This is a genomic window from Dyadobacter sp. 32 (assembly GCF_902506755.1).
Taxonomy (GTDB): Bacteria; Bacteroidota; Bacteroidia; order Cytophagales; family Spirosomataceae; genus Dyadobacter.
This window is the reverse complement of record NZ_LR735258.1, coordinates 5,360,108-5,379,958: the sequence shown is the minus strand read 5'-3', so window position 1 is coordinate 5,379,958 and position 19,851 is coordinate 5,360,108. Positions and strand designations below refer to the sequence as shown.

Sequence of the window (19,851 nt, the reverse complement as noted above, 5' to 3'; positions counted from 1 at the left end):
AACAAAAAGTTAATACAGACTGACGTAAATTTCCAGTACCTTACCTGTGCTGAACATTTAACACGTCCCCCGCACTAGAAAGAATACCCCTTCTTAAACTGCGCTAATAAATAATACTGATAACTGGCGATCAAACGGTTAAGCCAATTCTGATTTATTTCATTTTTCCTTTCCTAACCAAAACAGAATGTATATGAAAACACTTTTGACAAGCTTAATACTTTGCCTGCTACTATTACAAACTGCCAGGGCTCAAAGTTGCTTTGGTTTGAAAATTTCCGGATTCAGAGCGGACAATCCCGACGAAATCTATCTGCAGGCCACTGCCGACATCCCGGCAAACCGGACTTTCTATTTTACGGACAATGACTGGACCGCTTCTACAGAAAATTTCGTGGGCATCGAAACGAGTGACATTTATACCTGGACCACCCCCGCTACAGGTATTGGAGCAGGATCCGTCATTCTCATATCTTCCCTCGCCAACTTTGCAACCTCGGGCACTGCCTCAGGCCTCCCCGGGCTCAGCAATGATGGAGAACAATTATATATTCTTTCGGCAATACCATCCGCTGTCGAAGGTGAGAGTCCCGAATCTACCATTTGCTTTGCGATCAATTTTCTTGGAACTGGCAATATGCCTACCGACGCTAGCAAATTTGTAAATCTTGGGGACATCGACAATGCCGTTTACGACGGTTCAGGTGATTTTTCGGATGTAGCAAACTGGGCAAGGGCCAATAGCGTTGCAAACTTAACTTTTCCAACGCCAACTTTTATCCCGCCAACTACCCTTCCGGTGACCCTCACTTCGTTCAAAGTCGGAATCAAAAACACCCAGAACAATCTGGTATGGACTACATCCAGTGAGGTCAACAATGCGCATTTTGACATTGAAAGATCTTCGGACGCCACGAGATTTGAACGAATAGGTACATTGGTTGGCAAAGGAAATACGAAGTTGAACCATACCTACCAATTTACAGATGAATCCCCCAAATCCGGAATCAACTATTATCGCCTCAAACAGGTGGATTTTGACGGCGGGTTTGCGTATTCAAGAATTGTGCTTGCCCATAATGACGCGAGTGCTCAGGTTACTATCCGGCATTTTCCGGAAAACAAAGCGTTGCAAATAGCGGGGGTGCGCAATATTGCTCCATACAAATTGTTCAGCCTGAATGGAAGACTTGTAAAATCGGGAAATATGGATCCAGGCAGCCCGGTGATTACTTATAAAAACATCACCAGTGGTGTGTACATACTCCAGATGCAAAATTCCGACCTTTCGTTCACCCGAAAAATTCTGATCGACTAATACCATCTGAATCAACCAGGCATTTACAGAATCTACTTTCAGAGATATATGATTATCTCCCTGGAAGTAGATTTTTGGTTTTTAACTATTTAGTACTGATATGGATTTATTCTGAAACCACCCGCTTCTAAGCTGTATCTGACCATGAAGACTCCGCATGCTTGTTTCTTATTGCTGATTGTATGCTTTTCAACAATACCTGCCTATGCCCAGCAGAACAAACCCCAGTCCGTTCGCACCCAGGTATATTCCCCAGAACAGGAACTTGCCGGATTTAAACTTGCAGGGGGCTTCGTTGCCGAACTCGTAGCCAGTGAGCGAGATAGTATCATTAATCCCATTGACCTCACTTTTGACGATGCAGGCAGGCTTTGGACACAGACCGCACGCATGTATCCACTCGACCCCGTCGCCGACATTCAATGGAATGACCTCCTGAAATTGATGGATGACCCGGAAGCACAGAAAAAACATCCCAATTTCAAACGTATCCTGGACCTGTATCAGGGAAAAACCAAAGGCAACGACAAAGTGATCGTGATCTCGGACCTGTATGGCTCATCTCGGGCCAAAACCAGCGTCTGGGCCGACGGGCTCACCATACCCATGAGCGTTTTACCCTATAAAAACGGTGCATACGTGGTTCAGGGATCTGAATTGTTTTTCCTGAATGACCAGGATCAGGACGGTGAAGCCGACCAAAGGATCCCGATGCTCACTGGCTTTGGTTTTACGGATACACACACGATGGCGCATACACTGGTCAGAGGACCTGGCGACTGGATACATTTCAGCCATGGCGCTCTGAATAAAGGGGAGGTGACCTCTCTTTTCAGCAGCGCGAGGTTAAAAATCGATTTTAGTAAAATTGTAAGGATGTCGCTGGATGCCCGAAAAATGGAGCTTGTCAGTAACGGACTAAACAATATCTGGGGTTTTCAGCTTCGGGGTAATGGACAATGGTACGGTTCCGAAGCCAACGATCTGGGCTATTCGGTCACACCCATGGAGCCGGGGTCCGGATTTCCCGGCATAGGTAATGAGCGGCTGCGTCCCTATCAGCCATTTGTACCGGCATTGCACCCGTTTCGCGTGGGTGGAACGGGCATATCCGGTACCGCCTTTGCCGACGACGCATCGGGCTCCTTTCCTGAAGCCTATAAAAATGTGGCTTTTCTGGCCAATCCCATCACAAGCAGTATCAATGCGGTACAGGTTGTGCGCAATGCCGACGGCACGGTCACTGCCAAACATCTGCCTGATCTGTTAACCTCGGAAGACGACTGGTTTCGTCCTGTAAACATCGAGTTTGGCCCGGATGGCTGCTTGTACATCGCCGACTGGTACAACAAAATCGTATCCCACAATGAACTTCCCACCACCCACCCTGATCGCGATAAATCCCACGGCCGTATCTGGCGCATCAGGCACGTAAGTCAAAAGCCACGTCCTATTCCTGATTTATATGAAGTAAAAACGGCCGACCTTGTCGATCATCTGCGGTCACCATCGCTTTGGGAAAAACGCGCTGCCTGGCACCAGATCTCCGACCGACCGTTGTCCGAAACAAAGACATTGATCCCGCAACTTGTGGCCCTTGCCGGTGATGAATCGGCACACGAAACCAGCCGGATTCACGCCTTGTGGTCTCTTGAAGGAATTAAAAATTACGACGAACAATTATTCACAAAGCTTTTAAATTCAACTTCACCCGACCTTAGGCGCGAGGCAATTCGTTCCCTGACAAGCTTTTCGCTCAGTCCTGCGGCAATTGCTTTGAAAGTAAAGAACCTGATTGAACATAATGACCCGGCCATCCGCGCTCAGGTGCTCAGGACCTTGTCCGAAGCCAACGGTGCTGATGCACTTACCATAGAACTATTGGTACGTGCCTGTAAACCGGAGCTCCCAGGCAATGAAATGGGTGGCGCCTACGAAAGGAAATTCGAACGTTTTCTGGCCCGCAAGGCTTTGGAGCAATATCCCGATCTGTTACAGAAGTATATCAGCGCCCCTGCTTCCAAGGACATCCCGGCATCCAACCTGCTTTGGGTAACGCAGGCATTACCATCCGGCCAGCGGGAGGCCGCATTTCTTAAATTTTGGCCACAGGCACAAATCACCGCATTGGACGAACCCACGTTCATTAGTGTCGCCGGCATGCTCACAAACCAGGACGTGTATCAGTTGGTGAAGCCTGTTTTTGAGAATCCGGCCCAGGCGGGCGCCATTACAAGTATGGCGTTAAAAAATCAGGCACAAATTCAATCCCCGGAATTGGCCGAACTCTTGTTCGCTCCAACGAGCACGTTACTGAGCAGCAAATCACCCAAAGATTTAGAAGTAGCCCTGGACGCCATCGGACGTTTTGGGGTAAAGCATATGGACGCTAAAATAGCTCCGTTATTCAACGAGCAGGCATCGGAGACTACCCTCAAGCTAATCCTGAAAGTGCTTGAACAAAACGTGAAGGCTAACCAGCACGTTTTTGCAGGAGGTGTAAACAATCAAAAACTGGGTTTCCAGGTTCAGGCGGCCTCGCTCCACAGTCTCGCCAAGGCTGATCCCATGGCCGCAGAAAATGCCCTGACCAAATGGATTTCCACATTGACTCCATCGGAAAAAGCAGAACTAACGGCTATCCTGTCAGCATCGAGCCAGGGCACATCCATGCTTTTGGATAGCTATGATAAAAAACGGCTCGATCAGGCAGCCTTTAATTTATCCTCCGCAGAACGTATTGCCCACGCAAAACCCGACGACACCCGCAGCAAAAGCCTGCTGGAAGCGGTGAAGAAGCGAGAAGAGGTGAACAAAAATGCCTTCAAAGGTAAACTGACCAAATACATGGCCATTGCGGAGAAAAAAACAGGCGATGCCAGTGCCGGTAAACTCCTTTTTCAGACCTGCCTGCTGTGCCATCAGGTTGCGGGAAAGGGCCAGACCATCGCCCCCGCACTTGACGGTTCTGCATCCCGTGAAAGTGAAGCCCTGCTCACCGCCATCCTCAATCCCGATGCAGCGGTGGAATCGGGCTACGCGGCCTACCGGGTTACTAAAAAGGATGGCAGCACTGTAGAAGGCTATCTGGTAGGTAAAGATGATCGGGGAGCCACCATCGCTTTTATGGGGGGCAGCAAGGTTTTTATCGAAGCCGCCACAATCAGGAGCCAGGGGTTTCTGGGAGGCAGGTCGTTTATGACGAAGGGTTTGATCGACAATTACTCCGACAAACAGGTGGCGGATTTGCTGGCTTATATTAGGACGTTGAAGTGAGATGTGTGACCGGGCCGCCGGGCGGATGTAAGATGTGAGATGTGAGATGTGACCGGGCGGACGTGAGAAGTGAGATGTGAAATGTAACCGGGCCGCCGGGCGGATGTGACCGGGCCGCCGGGCATATGGGAAAAGAATATCTTTTGCCCTCGGTATACAACAAGGGCCGCCGGGAAATACCCGGCAGCCCTGCTGAAATAGATAGCAATATCCGTTACCGTACCACAATAATCTTCTTCACCTCCACATTTTTACCGCTCCGCAGCTGCACCAGGAATATGCCGGGTACGTAGCTGCCGAGCTTCACTTTTTCGGTATGCGTACCCTGGCCGGTGATGCCGCGCTCGTACAGGGTATGCCCGAGGATGTTGATCACCGACAGCGTGGCAGCCTTGCCCACACCCAGGTAGAAGCCCGCCTCAAACTCGCCCGCATTGGGGTTGGGCGACACGGAGAGCCCAACAGGGATGTTTGACTTTGCCCCTAAACGACTCGGTATCCATTTGGGAAATCATTTTCGCATTCTCTTCTTCCAAGGTTTTAGCGGCAAGGGTGAGTGGTAAAATGATAAACACTATGATTAGTATATAGACTAGTGGAGGCGGTGGAAATTGTTCTCATCTTCGTTTAAATTGAAAGTTAAGAGTTGTAGTCTTCCCCCAGTCGCTTCGTGGAATTGTATAAGGGGCGATCATTTTTGTAGAAACTTGATCAATATATAAATAGGCAATAAAGTCGCCAACGCCGATGTTTAAGGGGACCTTTTTTGTCGAATATGGAGCTAAACTGAGTTCATCAGTACCCTCAGGAACGATCAGCGAAAGCTCATAGAATCCATCTTTATCGCTCTCCTTTGTTACACCCTTAGTCGTAGTTGGTGTAACAAAATCCCATTTTATCCCTGCCAGGTCAAGACCCGCCCCCTCTAGCGGCAACCCATTTTCATCAATCACCTTTCCTGTGACAATGGTGGGTGTGGAAGCCAGCTTCTCCTTGCAGGACGCGGCCAGTAGTGCCGGGGGTATTAGTCCTAAGATTTGTAATAGTTGTCGTCGTTTCATAGATGTTCATATTTTTGGGTGGGCAGTGTATACTTGTAAATATAACAAGGTTACATAATAAATAAAATTCAAATATTTATATAAATAATTATAGCCATAGAATTAATTATCGATATCGACTTTGGCGATGATAAATGATTTGGTGAAAATTTCATTAAATCGCGAACTGGACGCTTATTTTAGCATTTCTAACGGTTCATCTGATACGCAAGATATTTTCGAGATAAAATAACTTTGAGTGGCGTAGTGTTGAGGGGATTCTTGGGGGAAATTTATTAACGGTAAAACAAAGATTGGTAACCTTGTAGATCTCATCCTGAAGGGGTCCGGCTGCGATGAGTTCTATATTTTCATATTTACTGAAGTCTGCTTGCTTCCCTTCACTTTTTGCTTTGATATTTTCCTGAATTTGCTCATCAGTCAGTAGCATGGCATCCGTGTTGATAATGCCAATAGGGATGATGTTATTGGCAGTAACCTCCTTCCGGCTGCGTGTAAAAATCTTTTGTAAGGTTTCCGTTTTCTTTCTGCCATCCATATCACCTCTTTCTGAGGTTTCGATCAACTGCCTGAGCAGCATGGCATCCAGGTGTGTAACATAAGCACCTTCTTTGTCCTTCTCCCGGGTGCGGAACGGTTCCAGCTGATAATCCAGAGCGATAGCCTTGTTAAGCAAAACCTTTCCTTTAAAACCTTCGGTGTCCATCCGTTCCATCACTCTGGCATTTTCTTCTTCAAACGTCTGGGCGTGTACCCTGTTCGTTAAAATACACATAAGGATTCCTATCCCGAAAATGGTAGCGTTGCGATTCATGGTTTTCATCTTTTTTTAAATTGATAATGAAGGGTAACTGTTTTACCCCATTCCGAAGAGGGAATATCATGAGGGGCCGTTACTTTGTCATAGCTACTATTTTTTAGCTGGTAAGAAACGAAATCTCCTATACCAATATTCAACGGCACTTTATCCGTCGACCTGGGAAGTATACCAATACGATCCGTATCTTTCGGTATCAGTTGTGAGAGCTTATAATTGCCGTCCTTATCGCTTTCAGCGGTAATACTGAAAGTTTCGGCTCCTGCAAAGCCTTTTACGTCCGTGCCTGAGAGTCGTAATCCCGCCCCCTCCAGCGGCAGTCCATTTTCATCAATGATCTTGCCTGTGACAATGGTTGGTGTAGAAGGCAGCTTCTCCTTGCAGGAGGCGGCCAGCAGTGCCGGGGGTATTAGTCCTAAGATTTGTAATAGTTTTCGTCTTTTCATAGCTGCACGTGTTTAAGGTGGGTAGTGTTTACTTGTAAATATAAAAAAGTTACATGAAAACTAAAATTCAAATATTTATATAAATAATTATGATAATATAATTAATTCCAGATAAAGACTTTGGCGATGATAAATGATTTGATGAAAATTTCATTAAATCGCGAACTGGACGCTTATTTTAGCATTTCTAACGGTTGATCTGATACGCAAGATATTTTCGAGATAAAATAACTTTGAGTGGCGTAGTGTTGAGGGGATTCTTGGGGGAAATTTATTAACGGTAAAACAAAGATTGGTAAACCTTCTGGACCTCATCCTTTAACAGTCCGGCAGCAATGAGTTCTATATTTTCATATTTACTGGCATCCGCCTTTTTTGTCTTCGCTTAGGGCTTTGATATTTTTCTTGCACTTGCTCTTCAGTCAGTTAAAATGCGTTCATCGATTACGATGGCTTTGTTGAGCAATGTCCTGTTCCCGAAGACTGACACGTCCATTTCACGTAGTTTCTTCTCATGTTCCTCATTTTGAGCGTAAACAGAGAATGACAAGATCAACAGAAGGAAGGTTAGAAAAAATTTAAATCGTTTTTTAAAGGAAGGGTGGTAGCTGTATCTCATCGTTTTTTATATTGAAAGTTTATAGTGGTTGTTTTGCCGTAATCCCCCCAATGCAATACAGGACTGCTACCAAGTTGGACATATGAACCGACACCATTCATTTGAACAGAATAGTCATGAGTTTGATCGTTAATTGTCGAAGTTCCCTTCGGGCTGACATTTACAAAGTCGGTTCCCCTCGGAACCACATAAGAAAGTGTATAATTACCATCCTTGTGAGTTAACCCCTCAGTGCTAAATGTCCCAACTCCGGAAAGGCCTTGTCGCTTAGTTCCGAACATGCGTATTAACGCCCCTTCAATGGGCATATCATGCTCATCAGTTACCTTGCCCGTGACAATCGTGGGGGCCGAGGGAACTTTCGAATCGCGGCATGAGACAAGAAATACTGGTGGTGCCAGGCCAAGAAGCCGGAGCATTTGTCGTCGTTTCATTTTTTTCATTTTGATAGGAGATTAAGTAAAAAGATGTAGTGAATTTAAATAAAACAGGGCGGTCGCCCAGGGGATTACTCTTCGTTTCATATTTACTGTTGTTTAAGAGGATAAATTACCGAGTAAATATAAAAAAGTTACATAAAATAAAAAACACAAATTTGTAGCCCAATAATTACACTTGTAGGCCTAATTCTAGTTCACCAGAGGCCTAAATTTGCAATTATCAGAATTAATTGTACTACAAATCCCAATGAAATTTTACAACTTTTTGATTTAGACAGATTTAACAAAAACGTTAAAAAAATTAACATCCGAAAAAAGCCTATGCCTCAGGACAATGATTCTATGCAAAAAATTTAAGGGAATTTATTATTCGGTAGTGAGTGATAAAGAATACCTGCAGGATTGCGCTTTTGGGTGCGGACAACTTTATAACTCCTATACGTATACGCAGAAGAAATTTAATATTGTAGAATGGCAATGAGTGGAGCGTCTTTTTTGTGTTTCCGGAATGGTTCCAATTGATGCTCAAGCACAATGGCTTTGTTAAGTACGACTTTGCCCTTAAAGGATTCTGTATCCATTCTGCTCATTATTTTCACATTTTCGTCATCCAGTGATTGGGCGTGAAGGCTTATTTGGAAAATAGAGCAGAGCAGGATGGCAGTTGCTGAAATAGCGTAGGTAAAATACTTGATTTTCATATTTTGATGAATTGATAGTTGAGAGTTGTTGTTTTGCCCCACTCGGAGCGGGGGATATTATATGGAGATCCTATCTCCGTGTATTTTCCTTTGAGGAAAATGTAAGATAGATACCCTCCAAATCCGACAGAAATTGGTACTTTACTTGTCGTATATGGAAGTATGCTCATCTCATTTGTGTCCTTAGGCACGAATTGAGAAAGTCTGTAAAGCCCATCCTTATCACTTTCGATTGTAATACTGAAAGTTGAATATCCCCCATAACCCTTAATATTTCTCCCCGTCAATCGTAAACCCGCCCCCTCCAACGGCAACCCATTTTCATCAATCACCTTCCCTGTGACAATGGTGGGTGTGGAAGGCAGCTTCTCCTTGCAGGAGGCGGCCAGTAGTGCCGGGGGTATTAGTCCTAAGATTTGTAATAGTTTACGTCTTTTCATAGCTGCACGTGTTTAAGGTGGGTAGTGTTTACTTGTAAATATAACGAGGTTACATGAAATAAAAAACACAAATTTTTAGCCCAATAATTATACTTATAGACCTAATTCTAGTTCACCCTAGGCCTACATTTGTAATTTTTAGAATTAATTGTACTACAAGCCATAGTGAACTTATATAACTTTTTGGCTTTGACTGATTTAAAAAAATTGTAAAAAATTAACTACTGAAAAAAGCCTATGCTTCAGGACAATGATTCTATGCAAAAAATTTAAGGGAATTTATTATTCGGTAGTGGGTGATGAAGAATACCCGCAGGATTGCGCTTTTGGGTGCGGACGACTTTATAACCCCTATACGTATACGCAGAAGGCAATTTAATATTGTAGAATGGCAATGAGAGGAGCGTCTTTTTTGTGTTTGCGGAATGGTTCCAATTTATTCAGAAGCCTATTGAACGGTAAATGAGAAACTGCTGCTCAACATACCCCTTACCAATATCATCCCGGCAGAAAGATCTCCAACTCTCCTGACCGCTGCTGCTGGCCTTCGGGTCGTGACCTGTACAATGCAACATAGACTTACACCCCGGACTTTTAGCTTTCCCCCGATGACGTATATTCTGGCACGCTTTTTTACCTGGCATTATTGATTAAATATAATTTAACCTAAATAATGTTTTATGGAAAACAGAAATAATACCGGTCTTGTGATAGGACTTATCCTAATGACCGTTATAGCTGCCGTTTTCGGCTACCTCTACTATCAGGAAAGAGGCATCACTACAAAACAGGAAGGGGATCTGGAAGCCCGGGTAACGGAGCTCGCCAATACGGAGATAAAACTTGATTCGATTGCCAGACAACTTGATGCCAAAATTCTTGAAGTCCAGGGGTTGGGTGGAGACGTTGCCGAACTTCAGAAAGCAAAGGCAGATCTGGAAAAGGATCGCTCGTCGCTTCGTAGAGGCAATGCTTCCATGAGTAAAAAAGTGAAGGAATATGAGGACTTTTTAACCAAAAAGGATACGGAGATCGCCCAGTTGCGGGAGGAAAATCAACAGCTGATCAGCCAGAATGAGACCCTGGTTCAGGAAAAAACCGAACTTCTGACCAGCAAACAGGCGGTTAGCGACTCACTTACCGGCGTGATCAGCAAAAACACCGAACTGGAATCCAAGGTAACTATGGCCGCAGCATTGCGCGCAAGAAGCGTTAAAGTATATGCGATATCGTCAAAAGGAAAGGTGAGGGAAGGCGAAAACGTGAAAGCCAAACGGGTGGACAAAGTCCGGGTCGACTTCATTCTGGAAAAAAATCCACTGACGCTTACCGACGACAAGACCGTTTACCTGCGGATCATCGACCCCTCCGGGGCAACCATTGCCGATGGTGCTACGGGTTCGGGAGAGTTTGATTTCAACGGCCAGAAACAAGGTTATACCATCAGCAAAGACATCACTTACACCAACAACAATCAGGATGTAAGCATCATGTATGACCGCGCTACGCCTTTTACTTCGGGTAAATATACCATTGCGTTGTACTCAGAAGGATTTGAAATTGGGGAAGGATCGTTTTCTGTAAAGTAAAAACCAGATTTTCATGAGTAAAAGCAGTGACCGGCTCATCCCGGATCACTGCTTTTTTTGGTTTATTTCAATCGCAGGGCAGCTTTTGGTGAAGTGTTTTCAAAAAAGCACTACAACGGCTTTGACAAACTTGTTTAATCTCCGAAGTGTTTGAAATTTGATCTTAATTCCTATCTTGCGCCGTTAAAATATTAGGCATTTATGACAATTTACCAAATAAAACACTTCTCCTTCCTATGACGGCCGAGCTATCTCAAAAACATCCGAGAGGACTATATGTACTATTTTTTGCCGAAATGTGGGAGCGGTTCAGCTACTACGGGATGAGGGCGATCCTACTGCTTTTTCTGATTGATCAGGTGAATGGCGGCATGGGACTCAATGCGTCGGAAGGTGCTGCCATTTATGGACTTTACACGGCATCGGTGTACCTGTTAACCCTACCCGGAGGCTGGATGGCCGACAATATTCTGGGTCAGAAGAAAGCGATCTGGTATGGGGGAATCATCATCATGATCGGGCATATTATCCTCGCAATACCAGGCGGAACCAGTATTTTCTTTGTTGGATTGGCCACCGTGGCACTCGGTACCGGTCTGCTCAAACCCAACATCAGTTCCATTGTGGGCGAGCTTTATCCGGAGGGTGGAGCGCGCCGGGATGCCGCTTTTTCGATCTTCTACATGGGGATCAACCTCGGCTCCGTGCTTGGGATTACCATTGTGGGTTACCTGGGCCAAAAGATCAACTGGCACATGGGTTTTGGAGCCGCCGCCGTGGGTATGCTACTTGGTCTGATCGTGTTCAGATACGGCAGCCAGAAGTATCTGCAAGGATTGGGAGACGTACCGCCGTCCAAGATAGAAACAGCCGAAACCATCGCCAAGTCGGGATCCGACCGTAAAATGGGCTACGGGCTTGTGGCCCTGCTCGTGGTTTTTCTGGCCACGTTACAGCTTACCGGAACCATCGACATGACTACCGCGCAGGGCCTTGCCCAGGGTGCAGGGGTGATCATCGTGTCGGTGTCAGCCTTTTACTTCCTGTTTATACTGGTTGCAGGGGGATTGACCCCGGAAGAGAAAAAGAGAGTTTTGGTACTCATTGTTTTCTTTCTAGCAGCAGCTCTTTTCTGGTCGGGATTTGAGCAGGCGGGTTCGTCCTTGCAGATCTTTGCTGAGCGGCATACCCAAAGAACTTTCGGCGGTTGGGAAATGCCTTCCAGCTGGTTTCAGAATTTCAACGGAACATTCATCCTGATTTTCGCACCGGTCATGGCGAGTCTCTGGATATTCCTTTCTTCCAAGGGGCTCAATCCATCCACACCTGTGAAATTTGCCTTAGGGCTTATTCTTTTGGGTGTTGGCTTTTTTGTAATGGAGCTGGCAGCTAAGGTGGCTGTCACAGGTGAACTGACCTCACCCATTTTCCTGACATTGACCTATTTATTTCACACCATCGGTGAGCTGTGCCTGTCTCCGGTAGGACTGAGCTCCTATACCAAGTTGGCTCCAAAACGATACGTGAGCCAGTTGATGGGGATCTGGTTTGTAGCAGCCTCACTGGGTAACCTCATCGCCGGACTCTTTGCGGGTAATTTTGATGAAAACAATGTACAGCAAATGCCTGCTTTGTTCAACCAGGTGACGCTGTTCTCCATCGGGTTTGGGCTTTTGCTGCTGGTATTCTGGAAACCGGTGAAAAAGTGGATGGGGGGGATTTCCTAGCTGTGAGATGTGAGATGTGAGACGGGCGGCCCGGGGCGTGAATACGGGGCTCCCGTCTATAGCTGTTAGCTGCGGAACGCCGCCCGGTTAGCTGTTAGGCAATGCTTAAACGCAACGCATAGTTCCTGATTAGCAACAATTTGATCGTCTTTTTAAAATAAAAAAAGGAAGGGCACATGTATCGGCCCTTCCTCTTTTTATGATTAAAACTATTGAGTGTGCCAAGCCGAAAGCCAGCAGCCAACCGCTATTTCCCCATCGATTTCTCCCTTACCGCTTTAAATTCCGATCCTTTTTGCCAGCCTGGAAAAGCGGACTCCTTGCTGAGTTTAAGACCTACATCAAAAAGCAACTGCATATCCTGAATCGTACCCGATATATCCCAGGTCGGCGCATATTCGTCGGCAGGTGCGTGGTAACGGTTCTCATTGTAATCTTTCTTTTGATCCTCACCCCACTTTTCACCATGCGCTACGGATACTGACCCGTTTTCAATGTACAACGCAGGAATACCTACTTTGGCAAAATTGAAATGATCCGACCTGAAATACCAGCCTCCCGAGGGATCTGGTTCGCCACGGGTCGTCCGATTCTGTTTGGCAGCGGCTTCATCCGCATAAGCATCCAGTTCCGACTGCCCCTTCCCGACCAGGATGATGTCTTTCATTTTACCAAAAGGCTGCAAAACATCCATGTTGATGTTGGCTACCGTTTTATTGACAGGATATACCGGATGCAACGTGTAATATTCCGAACCAAGCAAACCCTGCTCTTCGGCCGTCACCGCCAGAAACAGGATTGAGCGTGACGGCTTGCTTTTTTCAAGTGTAAAAGCGTGCGCAATTTCCAGCAAAGCCGCCACTCCGGAGGCATTGTCGGCAGCGCCATTGTAGATCGAATCACCGTTGACCGCCTCGCCCTTTCCTAAATGATCCCAGTGCGCCGTATAAATGATGTACTCATCTTTACGGTCGGTGCCCGGCCATACGGCCAGCACGTTATTGGATTTCGACTTTTTGATGGTATTGTTTATGCCTAATGACGCACGCACACCAAGGTTAACAGGCTTGAACCCCTTTTTCCCGGCCTGCACAAGCAATGACTCCGAAACCCCGGCGAGTTTAAACAGTTTTTTGGCCGAATCCATTGTAATCCAGCCTTCCACGAGAGCCCTGGACTGGTTGTTGTCGTCGGCTTCCAGGTACAACTTGGACTTGGACCAGCCGCTCCGCACCACCGTCCAGGCATAGCTGGCTGGCTTGGTATCATGCACGATGATAACCCCGGCGGCACCCTGCCGTGCGGCTTCCTCAAATTTATAAGTCCACCGACCGTAGTAGGTCATCGTTTTTCCCTTGAATAGGGTACTGTCCGCAAACCCCGGATCATTTACCAGCACCACCACTGTCTTGCCCTTCACATCCAGCCCGGCGTAATCGTTCCAGCCGTATTCGGGCGCTACAATTCCGTATCCGGCAAAAATCATCTCCGAGTTTTTTAGCGCAACCTGATCCCGAATATGCCTTGAGGCACCCACAAAATCATCCAGATAATTCAATGAAACTTTGCCTCCCTTTCCTTCAATAATCAGAGGACCCGTTGGCTGCGACTTTATCTCTACCATCGGTACTTCCTGAAAGTAGCTCCCGCCATTGCCGGGCTTTAGTCCCAGCTTCTCAAATTCCGTTTTCAGATACCGCAACGTTTTTTCCTCTCCCACCGAAAACGGCTTACGGCCCTCCAGTGAATCTGCCGCGAGTACCGCCATGTGCTGCGAATAAGTTTTTCCGTCTATCGTGTTTTGCTCCTGATCGCTATTCTTTTGGGAACAACTGAGTACCACAAATGTGCTCATAAAAACGAAGAATTGTCTCCTGAAATACATCATTTCTATTTATGATTAGGTGTTGAACAGTGTGATTTATACCACCGCACAAGTTATACGTTTCTGGGGAATGAAACGCAAAACGCATCCAATTGATCCGGGTTATATTTTAGACGGTAGTGACACTTTCAGTAGGTGTGCAATCACTTCATTACCGGATCCATGTATGCTTATCACTGGGAACGGATGATCAGCAACATCCATACACCATAATATTTCCGGCTCTAAGTTTGGGTAGTGCTTTAAATAAGAATTTTTCAGCGCACCTCCGGCTACTTTTCCAATGCTTTGAACAGCAGGTTGGTCAGGAAATCATAGGTGTATTCATGGGCATTCTCTGGGGTAACATCCGTAAGTTTGGGCAAAAAATTACAGAAAAACTGCTGATTATGAGCCGCTTCGATTAAGGTACTGCTCAACGAATGCGGATAGGCATAAGTGGGGTTGTATTCTTTGATCACCATGGCAATTTTTGCACACAGATCTTTGTAAGGTTTAAACACGGCATGTTTGTTGATTTCGCTTACCTCCTTCACCAGATACACCTTACTGCTTTCGGCTATTACAATGTCGTTCAAGTACTTTTTACTATAATCAAGCGTACCTGAACTTTCGGGCAATTCGTGCGTCAAAAGCTCAACAATTGTCCTTAACTTAACCTCGTGATCTGTCACATTTTGCAATTTAAAAATAACAAGGAACTCCATGTAGCTCCAGTACCAGTTCAGGATGTAAAGCAGCAGCCGGTGCTTGTTTTCGAAATAGCGATATATCGTAGCTTCCGTTGTGCTGATTTCTATGGCTAGTTTTTTAAACGTAAAATGCTCAAATCCAAGCTTATAGATAAGATCAATGGCACTCTTCACGATCTGCTTCCCAATTTCGGTACTCTCCGGATCGCGAAGATAGATGCTCTGATTGAGATGAAAAGTGACCTGAAACTCCATAAGTCGTCTGTTGTTTATACAAAGTTGCAAAACTTTTCTCTATAAAAGTTAAAATCTCATTAGAAATACCAAAACTATTTTAAATGATAGTATTACTATTATTATTCAAGTATTACTATCTTTGTAAAAAACCAATTTCACATGGAAACAATCACTCCTTTACAGAGACTGTGGGGACTTATTAAACTGGAAAAACCTGAAATAATATCTGTATACTTTTACGCCATGCTGAGCGGACTTATTCAATTAAGCGTTCCTGTGGGCATACAAGCGATCATTGGTTTTGTGCTGGGCGCATCCATGGTGACTTCTATCTACGTTCTTATTTTTCTGGTGGTACTTGGTGTGGCAGCGGTGGGTGTTCTGCAGATCAATCAGATGAAGATTATTGAAAAAATTCAACAGAAAATCTTCACCCGTAATGCCTTTGAGTTCTCCGACATTATTCCCCGTTTTGACCTCATTAAAACAGATGAATTTTACCTACCCGAGAAAGTAAATCGTTTTTTCGACACCCAAAGTGTTCAAAAAGGATTATCCAAACTATTGCTGGACGTTCCCATCGCCAGTATCCAAATTTTATTCGGATTGCTTCTGCTGGGAATCTATCACGCCTTCTTCATCGTTTTTGGACTTGTATTGATCCTTATTTTATGGCTGATTTTTTACTGGACAGGCAAGGATGGCCTGGAATCGAGCCTGGCTGAGAGCAAATACAAATATAAGGTGGCAGGCTGGCATGGGGAGATGGCCCGGGTGGTTAACCCTTTTAAGGTAGGTCGCGACGCGCATCTGAATTTAAGCAAAACGGATGATTACGTCACGGGCTATCTTAATTCCCGGACTTCCCATTTCAGGGTTCTGCTGTTTCAATACAAAACTTTAGTCACTTTTAAAGTGGCCATTACCCTGGCAATGCTTTCGGTAGGCACATATTTACTACTTAGCCAGCAACTCAACATCGGCGAGTTCATCGCAGCCGAAATTGTGATTCTGACCGTCATCAACGCTGTAGAAAAGCTAATAGTAAGCCTTGAAAGTGTGTATGATGTTGTAACTGGGCTTGAAAAACTGGCCACTGTAACGGAAGGGTTAACAGAGAATAACGGCAAACTAGAGCCTGGAAAATTATCAGAAGGTTTTGATATTGAGCTTCGTGATCTGAGTTTCAGCTACCCGGGCGGGAGGAAGATATTCGAAAATCTCAGTCTGAAAATACCCGCAGGGAGCCGGGTATCCATCGTTACGGGGGAGTCGACCGGGAAGACCACTTTGCTGAAAGTACTGGCTGGCTTCTACAGGAATCTGGAAGGCTCTTTTCTGATCAACAACATTCCCCTTGCCAGCTACGAATCAGTCTCCTTACGTAGCCACTTTGGCGTGTACCTGAACCAAAAGGAGGTTTTTGGAAGTACTGTCATGGAGAACATCACGATGGGAAACAGTAGTATCAAGCAGGAAGATATTATTTCACTTGCTAAGGAAACCGGATTGATCAGGCATTTGAAACACTTACCTGATGGACTGTCAACAGTGGCGAGCCCCGGTGGGAAGACATTGCAAGGAAGGACGCTGAGAAGTATTCTTTTGCTAAGAGCATTTATCCAAAATCCCGGCCTGCTCATTCTGGAAGATCCCTGGGATCAGATGGATGATGAAACCCGGCAAAGTCTCATTCATTACCTGGAAGGCCTTCCGAGTCATGTTACGCTGATCGTGGCCACCAACGACACCGCGTTTTCGGCCCATAGTGATTACACCATCTCGCTCAATTCGGGAGAAGCAACAATAATTAAAAACAAATAGACATGGATCAGGATCAATATCAAATTCCGTTAAAATCCTTTGATCAGATTTACAAGATCAATGATGACGGCAGAGTCAGACGCTGGTTTGTGGGCTTTTGCTTATTTATGATGGCTGTACTTTTTTTGCCATGGACCCAGAACATCAAATCCAAAGGAAACATCACCACCCTGTATCAGGAGCAAAGGGCACAAGATATCAATTCTCCCATCCCCGGGAAAATTGCCCGATGGTCGGTAAAGGAGGGCGATTTTGTAAAGAAAGGAGATACCATTTTACAAATTACCGAGATAAAGGAAGATTATCTGGATCCTAACCTGATCAACCGGACCCGGCAGCAGCTGGAAGCAAAAAAAGGGACGATCGGCTATTATGAAAAAAAGGCTGCCACTTCTGGCGTGCAGATGGGTGCGCTGCGTACTGCAAAGCAACTTAAGATTGACCAGCTTACAAATAAATTAAAACAGCTCGATAACAAGCTGGAAGGTGAAAGAGCGGAGCTTGAAGCAGCTACAAATGAGTTCAATCTGGCCAAAAACCAGTTTGAAAGACAGCAAAAGATGTATGACGAGGGCCTGGTGTCGCAAACCCAGCTGCAACAAAGGAATATCGCATTTCAGAATGCACTGGCCAAAAGAGTGATGGTGGATAACAAATTAGCACAAACGCAACAGGAAGTAATCAATACCCGAATAGAGCAGAATAGTGTGGAACAGGAATATGCCGAGAAAATCAGTAAAGCGGAAGGTGACCAGTTCCAGAGTATGAGTAATATTGCAACGGGGGAAGGTGAGGTGGCAAAGCTTGAAAACCAGGTAAGTAACTATACCATCCGAAACGATATGTACACCATCCTCGCTCCTCAGGATGGACAGGTGGTGCAGGCCAGTAAAGCGGGGATAGGTGAAATTCTTAAGGATGGCGAACGTATAGCTGTAATTGTCCCCACACGGGTGCACTACGCCGTGGAAATGTTCGTGGAGCCTGTGGATCTGCCACTGATCAGTATAGGACAAAAGGTCCGGTTTATGTTCGACGGCTTTCCGGCTATTGTTTTTAGCGGATGGCCCAACAACAGTTATGGTACTTTCGGCGGTAAAATCGTGGCTTTTGAAAATTCCATTGGCCCCAACGGTTTATTCAGGGTACTGGTGGCAGAAGACAGCACCGATAAGGATTGGCCTGAACAATTGAAACTCGGAACCGGCGCGCAGGGAATAGCGCTACTGAAGGATGTACCCGTCTGGTATGAACTGTGGCGGAATATTAACGGATTCCCGCCAGACTACTACAATTTGCAGGATGTAAAATCAAAGACCAACGATAAAGCCAAAACCAAATAATGCTTCGTCTTCAAAAACTGTTATTTACGATAACAATCGCTTCGGGCGTCTTTCTGAGTTTAGCGGTTGCCGGGCAATCGCGTGACTCACTATTATTACTCAATGCCGAACAGGTTCTGGAGATTGTAAGGAAATATCACCCGGTGGCACGACAAACCTCCCTGAATATTGAACAGGCGGGCGCAGATATCCTGATTGCCAAAGGCGCTTTCGATCCGGTTATTGGCGCCTATGTGGCCAAGAAGACCTTTAACGGCACCAACTATTATCAGCAAACATCCCCCCAGCTAACCATACCTACTTGGTTTGGTATCGAAATCAACACCGGACTGGAAAGCCTTACCGGTAACCGGCTGGATCCCACCATGACCGCCGGCAAATCCAGTTACATTGGCTTCACAGTCCCGCTGGCAAAAGATCTGCTGCTGGACAAAAGAAGAGCCTTTCTTAAACAAGCCCGGATATTTAATTCCATGGCCATCACCGAGCAGCGGGCTGTTATCAATGATTTACTGATGGATGCGATGGACACCTACTGGCAATGGGTAAGGGCTTATCAGACCTTCAAAATTGTGGAGGCCAATGTGGCGGTCAACCAACAGAGGTTCCGGTTTGTACGCGCTGCATTTCTGAATGGAGAGCGCCCTGCCATAGATACCGTAGAAGCGATGACCCAGCTTCAAAGCTTTCAATACCAACAAAATGAAAAGTGGCTTGCCTTTCAGAACACCGGCCTGGAATTGTCGGCTTATTTGTGGACCAAGGATATTGAACCCTATGTACTACCCGTGACAGTAGTACCGCAGGATGGATGGGAAAACGAAACGAATATCAATGCCTTCAACCTGGAACTGAACAGTCTAATTGCCGCTGCCTCCCAAAACCATCCGGACATCCAGCTCTATCAATCCAAACTGCAGGTACTTGACATTGACAAGCGGCTCAAGTTTCAGATGCTGCTCCCCAAAGCAGATTTCACTTACAATCATTTGAGCAAAGGGTATGGAATCGTGAACAGTGAATCACTCACTCCTTTTTTTGACAACAACTATCGCTATGGATTTAAATTTGGCCTGCCACTCAGGCTTTCGGAGGGCCGGGGTGAATACCGGAAAGCCAAACTTAAAATAGAAACGACCAATCTGGATCTGGAACAAAAACGGCTTTCTATTCAGTTGAAAGTAAAAAGTTATTTCAATGAAGTTGAAAACCTTAAATCACAGATAACCCTTCAAAGCCGAAATTACCTCAATTATCAACAACTTGTGAGAGCGGAAGGGATCCTCTTTCAAAATGGAGAAAGCTCGTTGTTTCTGGTAAATACCCGGGAAAACAAAGCCCTGGAAGCCCAGGAAAAACTGGTAGAGCTTAAAACCAAATATTACAAAACGCTATACAGTCTTCAGTGGAGCGCCGGATTACTGGCCCAATAGAAC

Annotated in this window: 16 protein-coding genes; 7 read left to right on the top strand and 9 right to left on the bottom strand. The window is 45.6% G+C overall.

Going from position 1 to position 19,851, the window contains the following annotated elements; all coding sequences use genetic code 11:
* The first annotated feature begins 193 nt into the window (after positions 1 to 193).
* Complete coding sequence (locus tag DYADSP32_RS22000) at positions 194 to 1,318, top strand: T9SS type A sorting domain-containing protein (RefSeq protein WP_414617969.1); 1,125 nt, start codon at positions 194 to 196, stop codon at positions 1,316 to 1,318.
* A 144-nt stretch (positions 1,319 to 1,462) separates the two neighbouring features.
* Positions 1,463 to 4,594 (top strand): c-type cytochrome, encoded by a 3,132-nt coding sequence (locus tag DYADSP32_RS21995; RefSeq protein WP_149240743.1) that lies wholly within the window; start codon positions 1,463 to 1,465, stop codon positions 4,592 to 4,594.
* A gap of 214 nt (positions 4,595 to 4,808) precedes the next feature.
* Here the strand turns inward: DYADSP32_RS21995 and DYADSP32_RS21990 are convergent, their stop codons facing one another.
* The 7 genes from DYADSP32_RS21990 to DYADSP32_RS21960 form a co-directional block, all read right to left on the bottom strand.
* Entirely contained in the window at positions 4,809 to 5,045 is a 237-nt protein-coding gene (locus tag DYADSP32_RS21990) for a T9SS type A sorting domain-containing protein (protein WP_414617968.1), read from the bottom strand.
* A gap of 166 nt (positions 5,046 to 5,211) precedes the next feature.
* Positions 5,212 to 5,655, bottom strand: coding sequence for a carboxypeptidase-like regulatory domain-containing protein (locus tag DYADSP32_RS21985; RefSeq protein WP_149240745.1), 444 nt, complete (start codon positions 5,653 to 5,655; stop codon positions 5,212 to 5,214).
* Between the two features lie 196 nt (positions 5,656 to 5,851).
* Positions 5,852 to 6,469, bottom strand: coding sequence for a hypothetical protein (locus DYADSP32_RS21980; RefSeq protein ID WP_149240746.1), 618 nt, complete (start codon positions 6,467 to 6,469; stop codon positions 5,852 to 5,854).
* A gap of 5 nt (positions 6,470 to 6,474) precedes the next feature.
* Positions 6,475 to 6,918, bottom strand: a complete 444-nt coding sequence (locus DYADSP32_RS21975; RefSeq protein ID WP_149240747.1) for a hypothetical protein — start codon at positions 6,916 to 6,918, stop codon at positions 6,475 to 6,477.
* 615 nt (positions 6,919 to 7,533) lie between these two features.
* Positions 7,534 to 7,971, bottom strand: a complete 438-nt coding sequence (locus DYADSP32_RS21970; RefSeq protein ID WP_149240749.1) for a hypothetical protein — start codon at positions 7,969 to 7,971, stop codon at positions 7,534 to 7,536.
* 464 nt (positions 7,972 to 8,435) lie between these two features.
* A complete protein-coding gene (locus DYADSP32_RS21965) occupies positions 8,436 to 8,678 on the bottom strand; it encodes a hypothetical protein (protein WP_149240750.1) in 243 nt (80 codons plus the stop codon).
* Positions 8,675 to 9,118 (bottom strand): hypothetical protein, encoded by a 444-nt coding sequence (locus tag DYADSP32_RS21960; protein ID WP_149240751.1) that lies wholly within the window; start codon positions 9,116 to 9,118, stop codon positions 8,675 to 8,677. The genes DYADSP32_RS21965 and DYADSP32_RS21960 overlap by 4 nt, the downstream gene beginning before the upstream one ends.
* Before the next feature lie 680 nt (positions 9,119 to 9,798).
* Here DYADSP32_RS21960 and DYADSP32_RS21955 point away from each other — a divergent pair.
* Both DYADSP32_RS21955 and DYADSP32_RS21950 read left to right on the top strand, forming a co-directional pair.
* The gene (locus tag DYADSP32_RS21955) at positions 9,799 to 10,707 is read left to right on the top strand and encodes a hypothetical protein (protein ID WP_149240752.1); all 909 of its coding nucleotides are present in this window, start codon (positions 9,799 to 9,801) and stop codon (positions 10,705 to 10,707) included.
* Between the two features lie 236 nt (positions 10,708 to 10,943).
* Positions 10,944 to 12,434 carry a peptide MFS transporter gene (locus DYADSP32_RS21950; RefSeq protein ID WP_149240753.1) on the top strand — a complete coding sequence of 497 codons (1,491 nt, stop codon included), beginning with the start codon at positions 10,944 to 10,946 and terminating at the stop codon, positions 12,432 to 12,434.
* Between the two features lie 247 nt (positions 12,435 to 12,681).
* On the opposite strand, the gene DYADSP32_RS21945 is transcribed toward DYADSP32_RS21950, so the two are convergent.
* Positions 12,682 to 14,322, bottom strand: a complete 1,641-nt coding sequence (locus DYADSP32_RS21945; RefSeq protein ID WP_149240754.1) for a M28 family metallopeptidase — start codon at positions 14,320 to 14,322, stop codon at positions 12,682 to 12,684.
* Between the two features lie 269 nt (positions 14,323 to 14,591).
* Complete coding sequence (locus tag DYADSP32_RS21940) at positions 14,592 to 15,266, bottom strand: TetR/AcrR family transcriptional regulator (protein ID WP_149240755.1); 675 nt, start codon at positions 15,264 to 15,266, stop codon at positions 14,592 to 14,594.
* A gap of 141 nt (positions 15,267 to 15,407) precedes the next feature.
* On the opposite strand from DYADSP32_RS21940, the gene DYADSP32_RS21935 reads away from it, so the two are divergent.
* From DYADSP32_RS21935 to DYADSP32_RS21925, 3 genes are read left to right on the top strand one after another with little or no spacing between them, the layout of a single operon-like run.
* Positions 15,408 to 17,072: an ATP-binding cassette domain-containing protein gene (locus DYADSP32_RS21935; protein ID WP_414617967.1), complete on the top strand. Its 1,665-nt coding sequence runs from the start codon at positions 15,408 to 15,410 to the stop codon at positions 17,070 to 17,072.
* 2 nt (positions 17,073 to 17,074) lie between these two features.
* A complete protein-coding gene (locus DYADSP32_RS21930) occupies positions 17,075 to 18,415 on the top strand; it encodes an HlyD family secretion protein (protein ID WP_414617966.1) in 1,341 nt (446 codons plus the stop codon).
* On the top strand, positions 18,415 to 19,848 hold the full coding sequence (locus DYADSP32_RS21925; protein ID WP_149240756.1) for a TolC family protein: 1,434 nt from the start codon (positions 18,415 to 18,417) through the stop codon (positions 19,846 to 19,848). Before DYADSP32_RS21930 ends, DYADSP32_RS21925 begins: the two co-directional genes overlap by 1 nt.
* Positions 19,849 to 19,851: the final 3 nt, after the last annotated feature.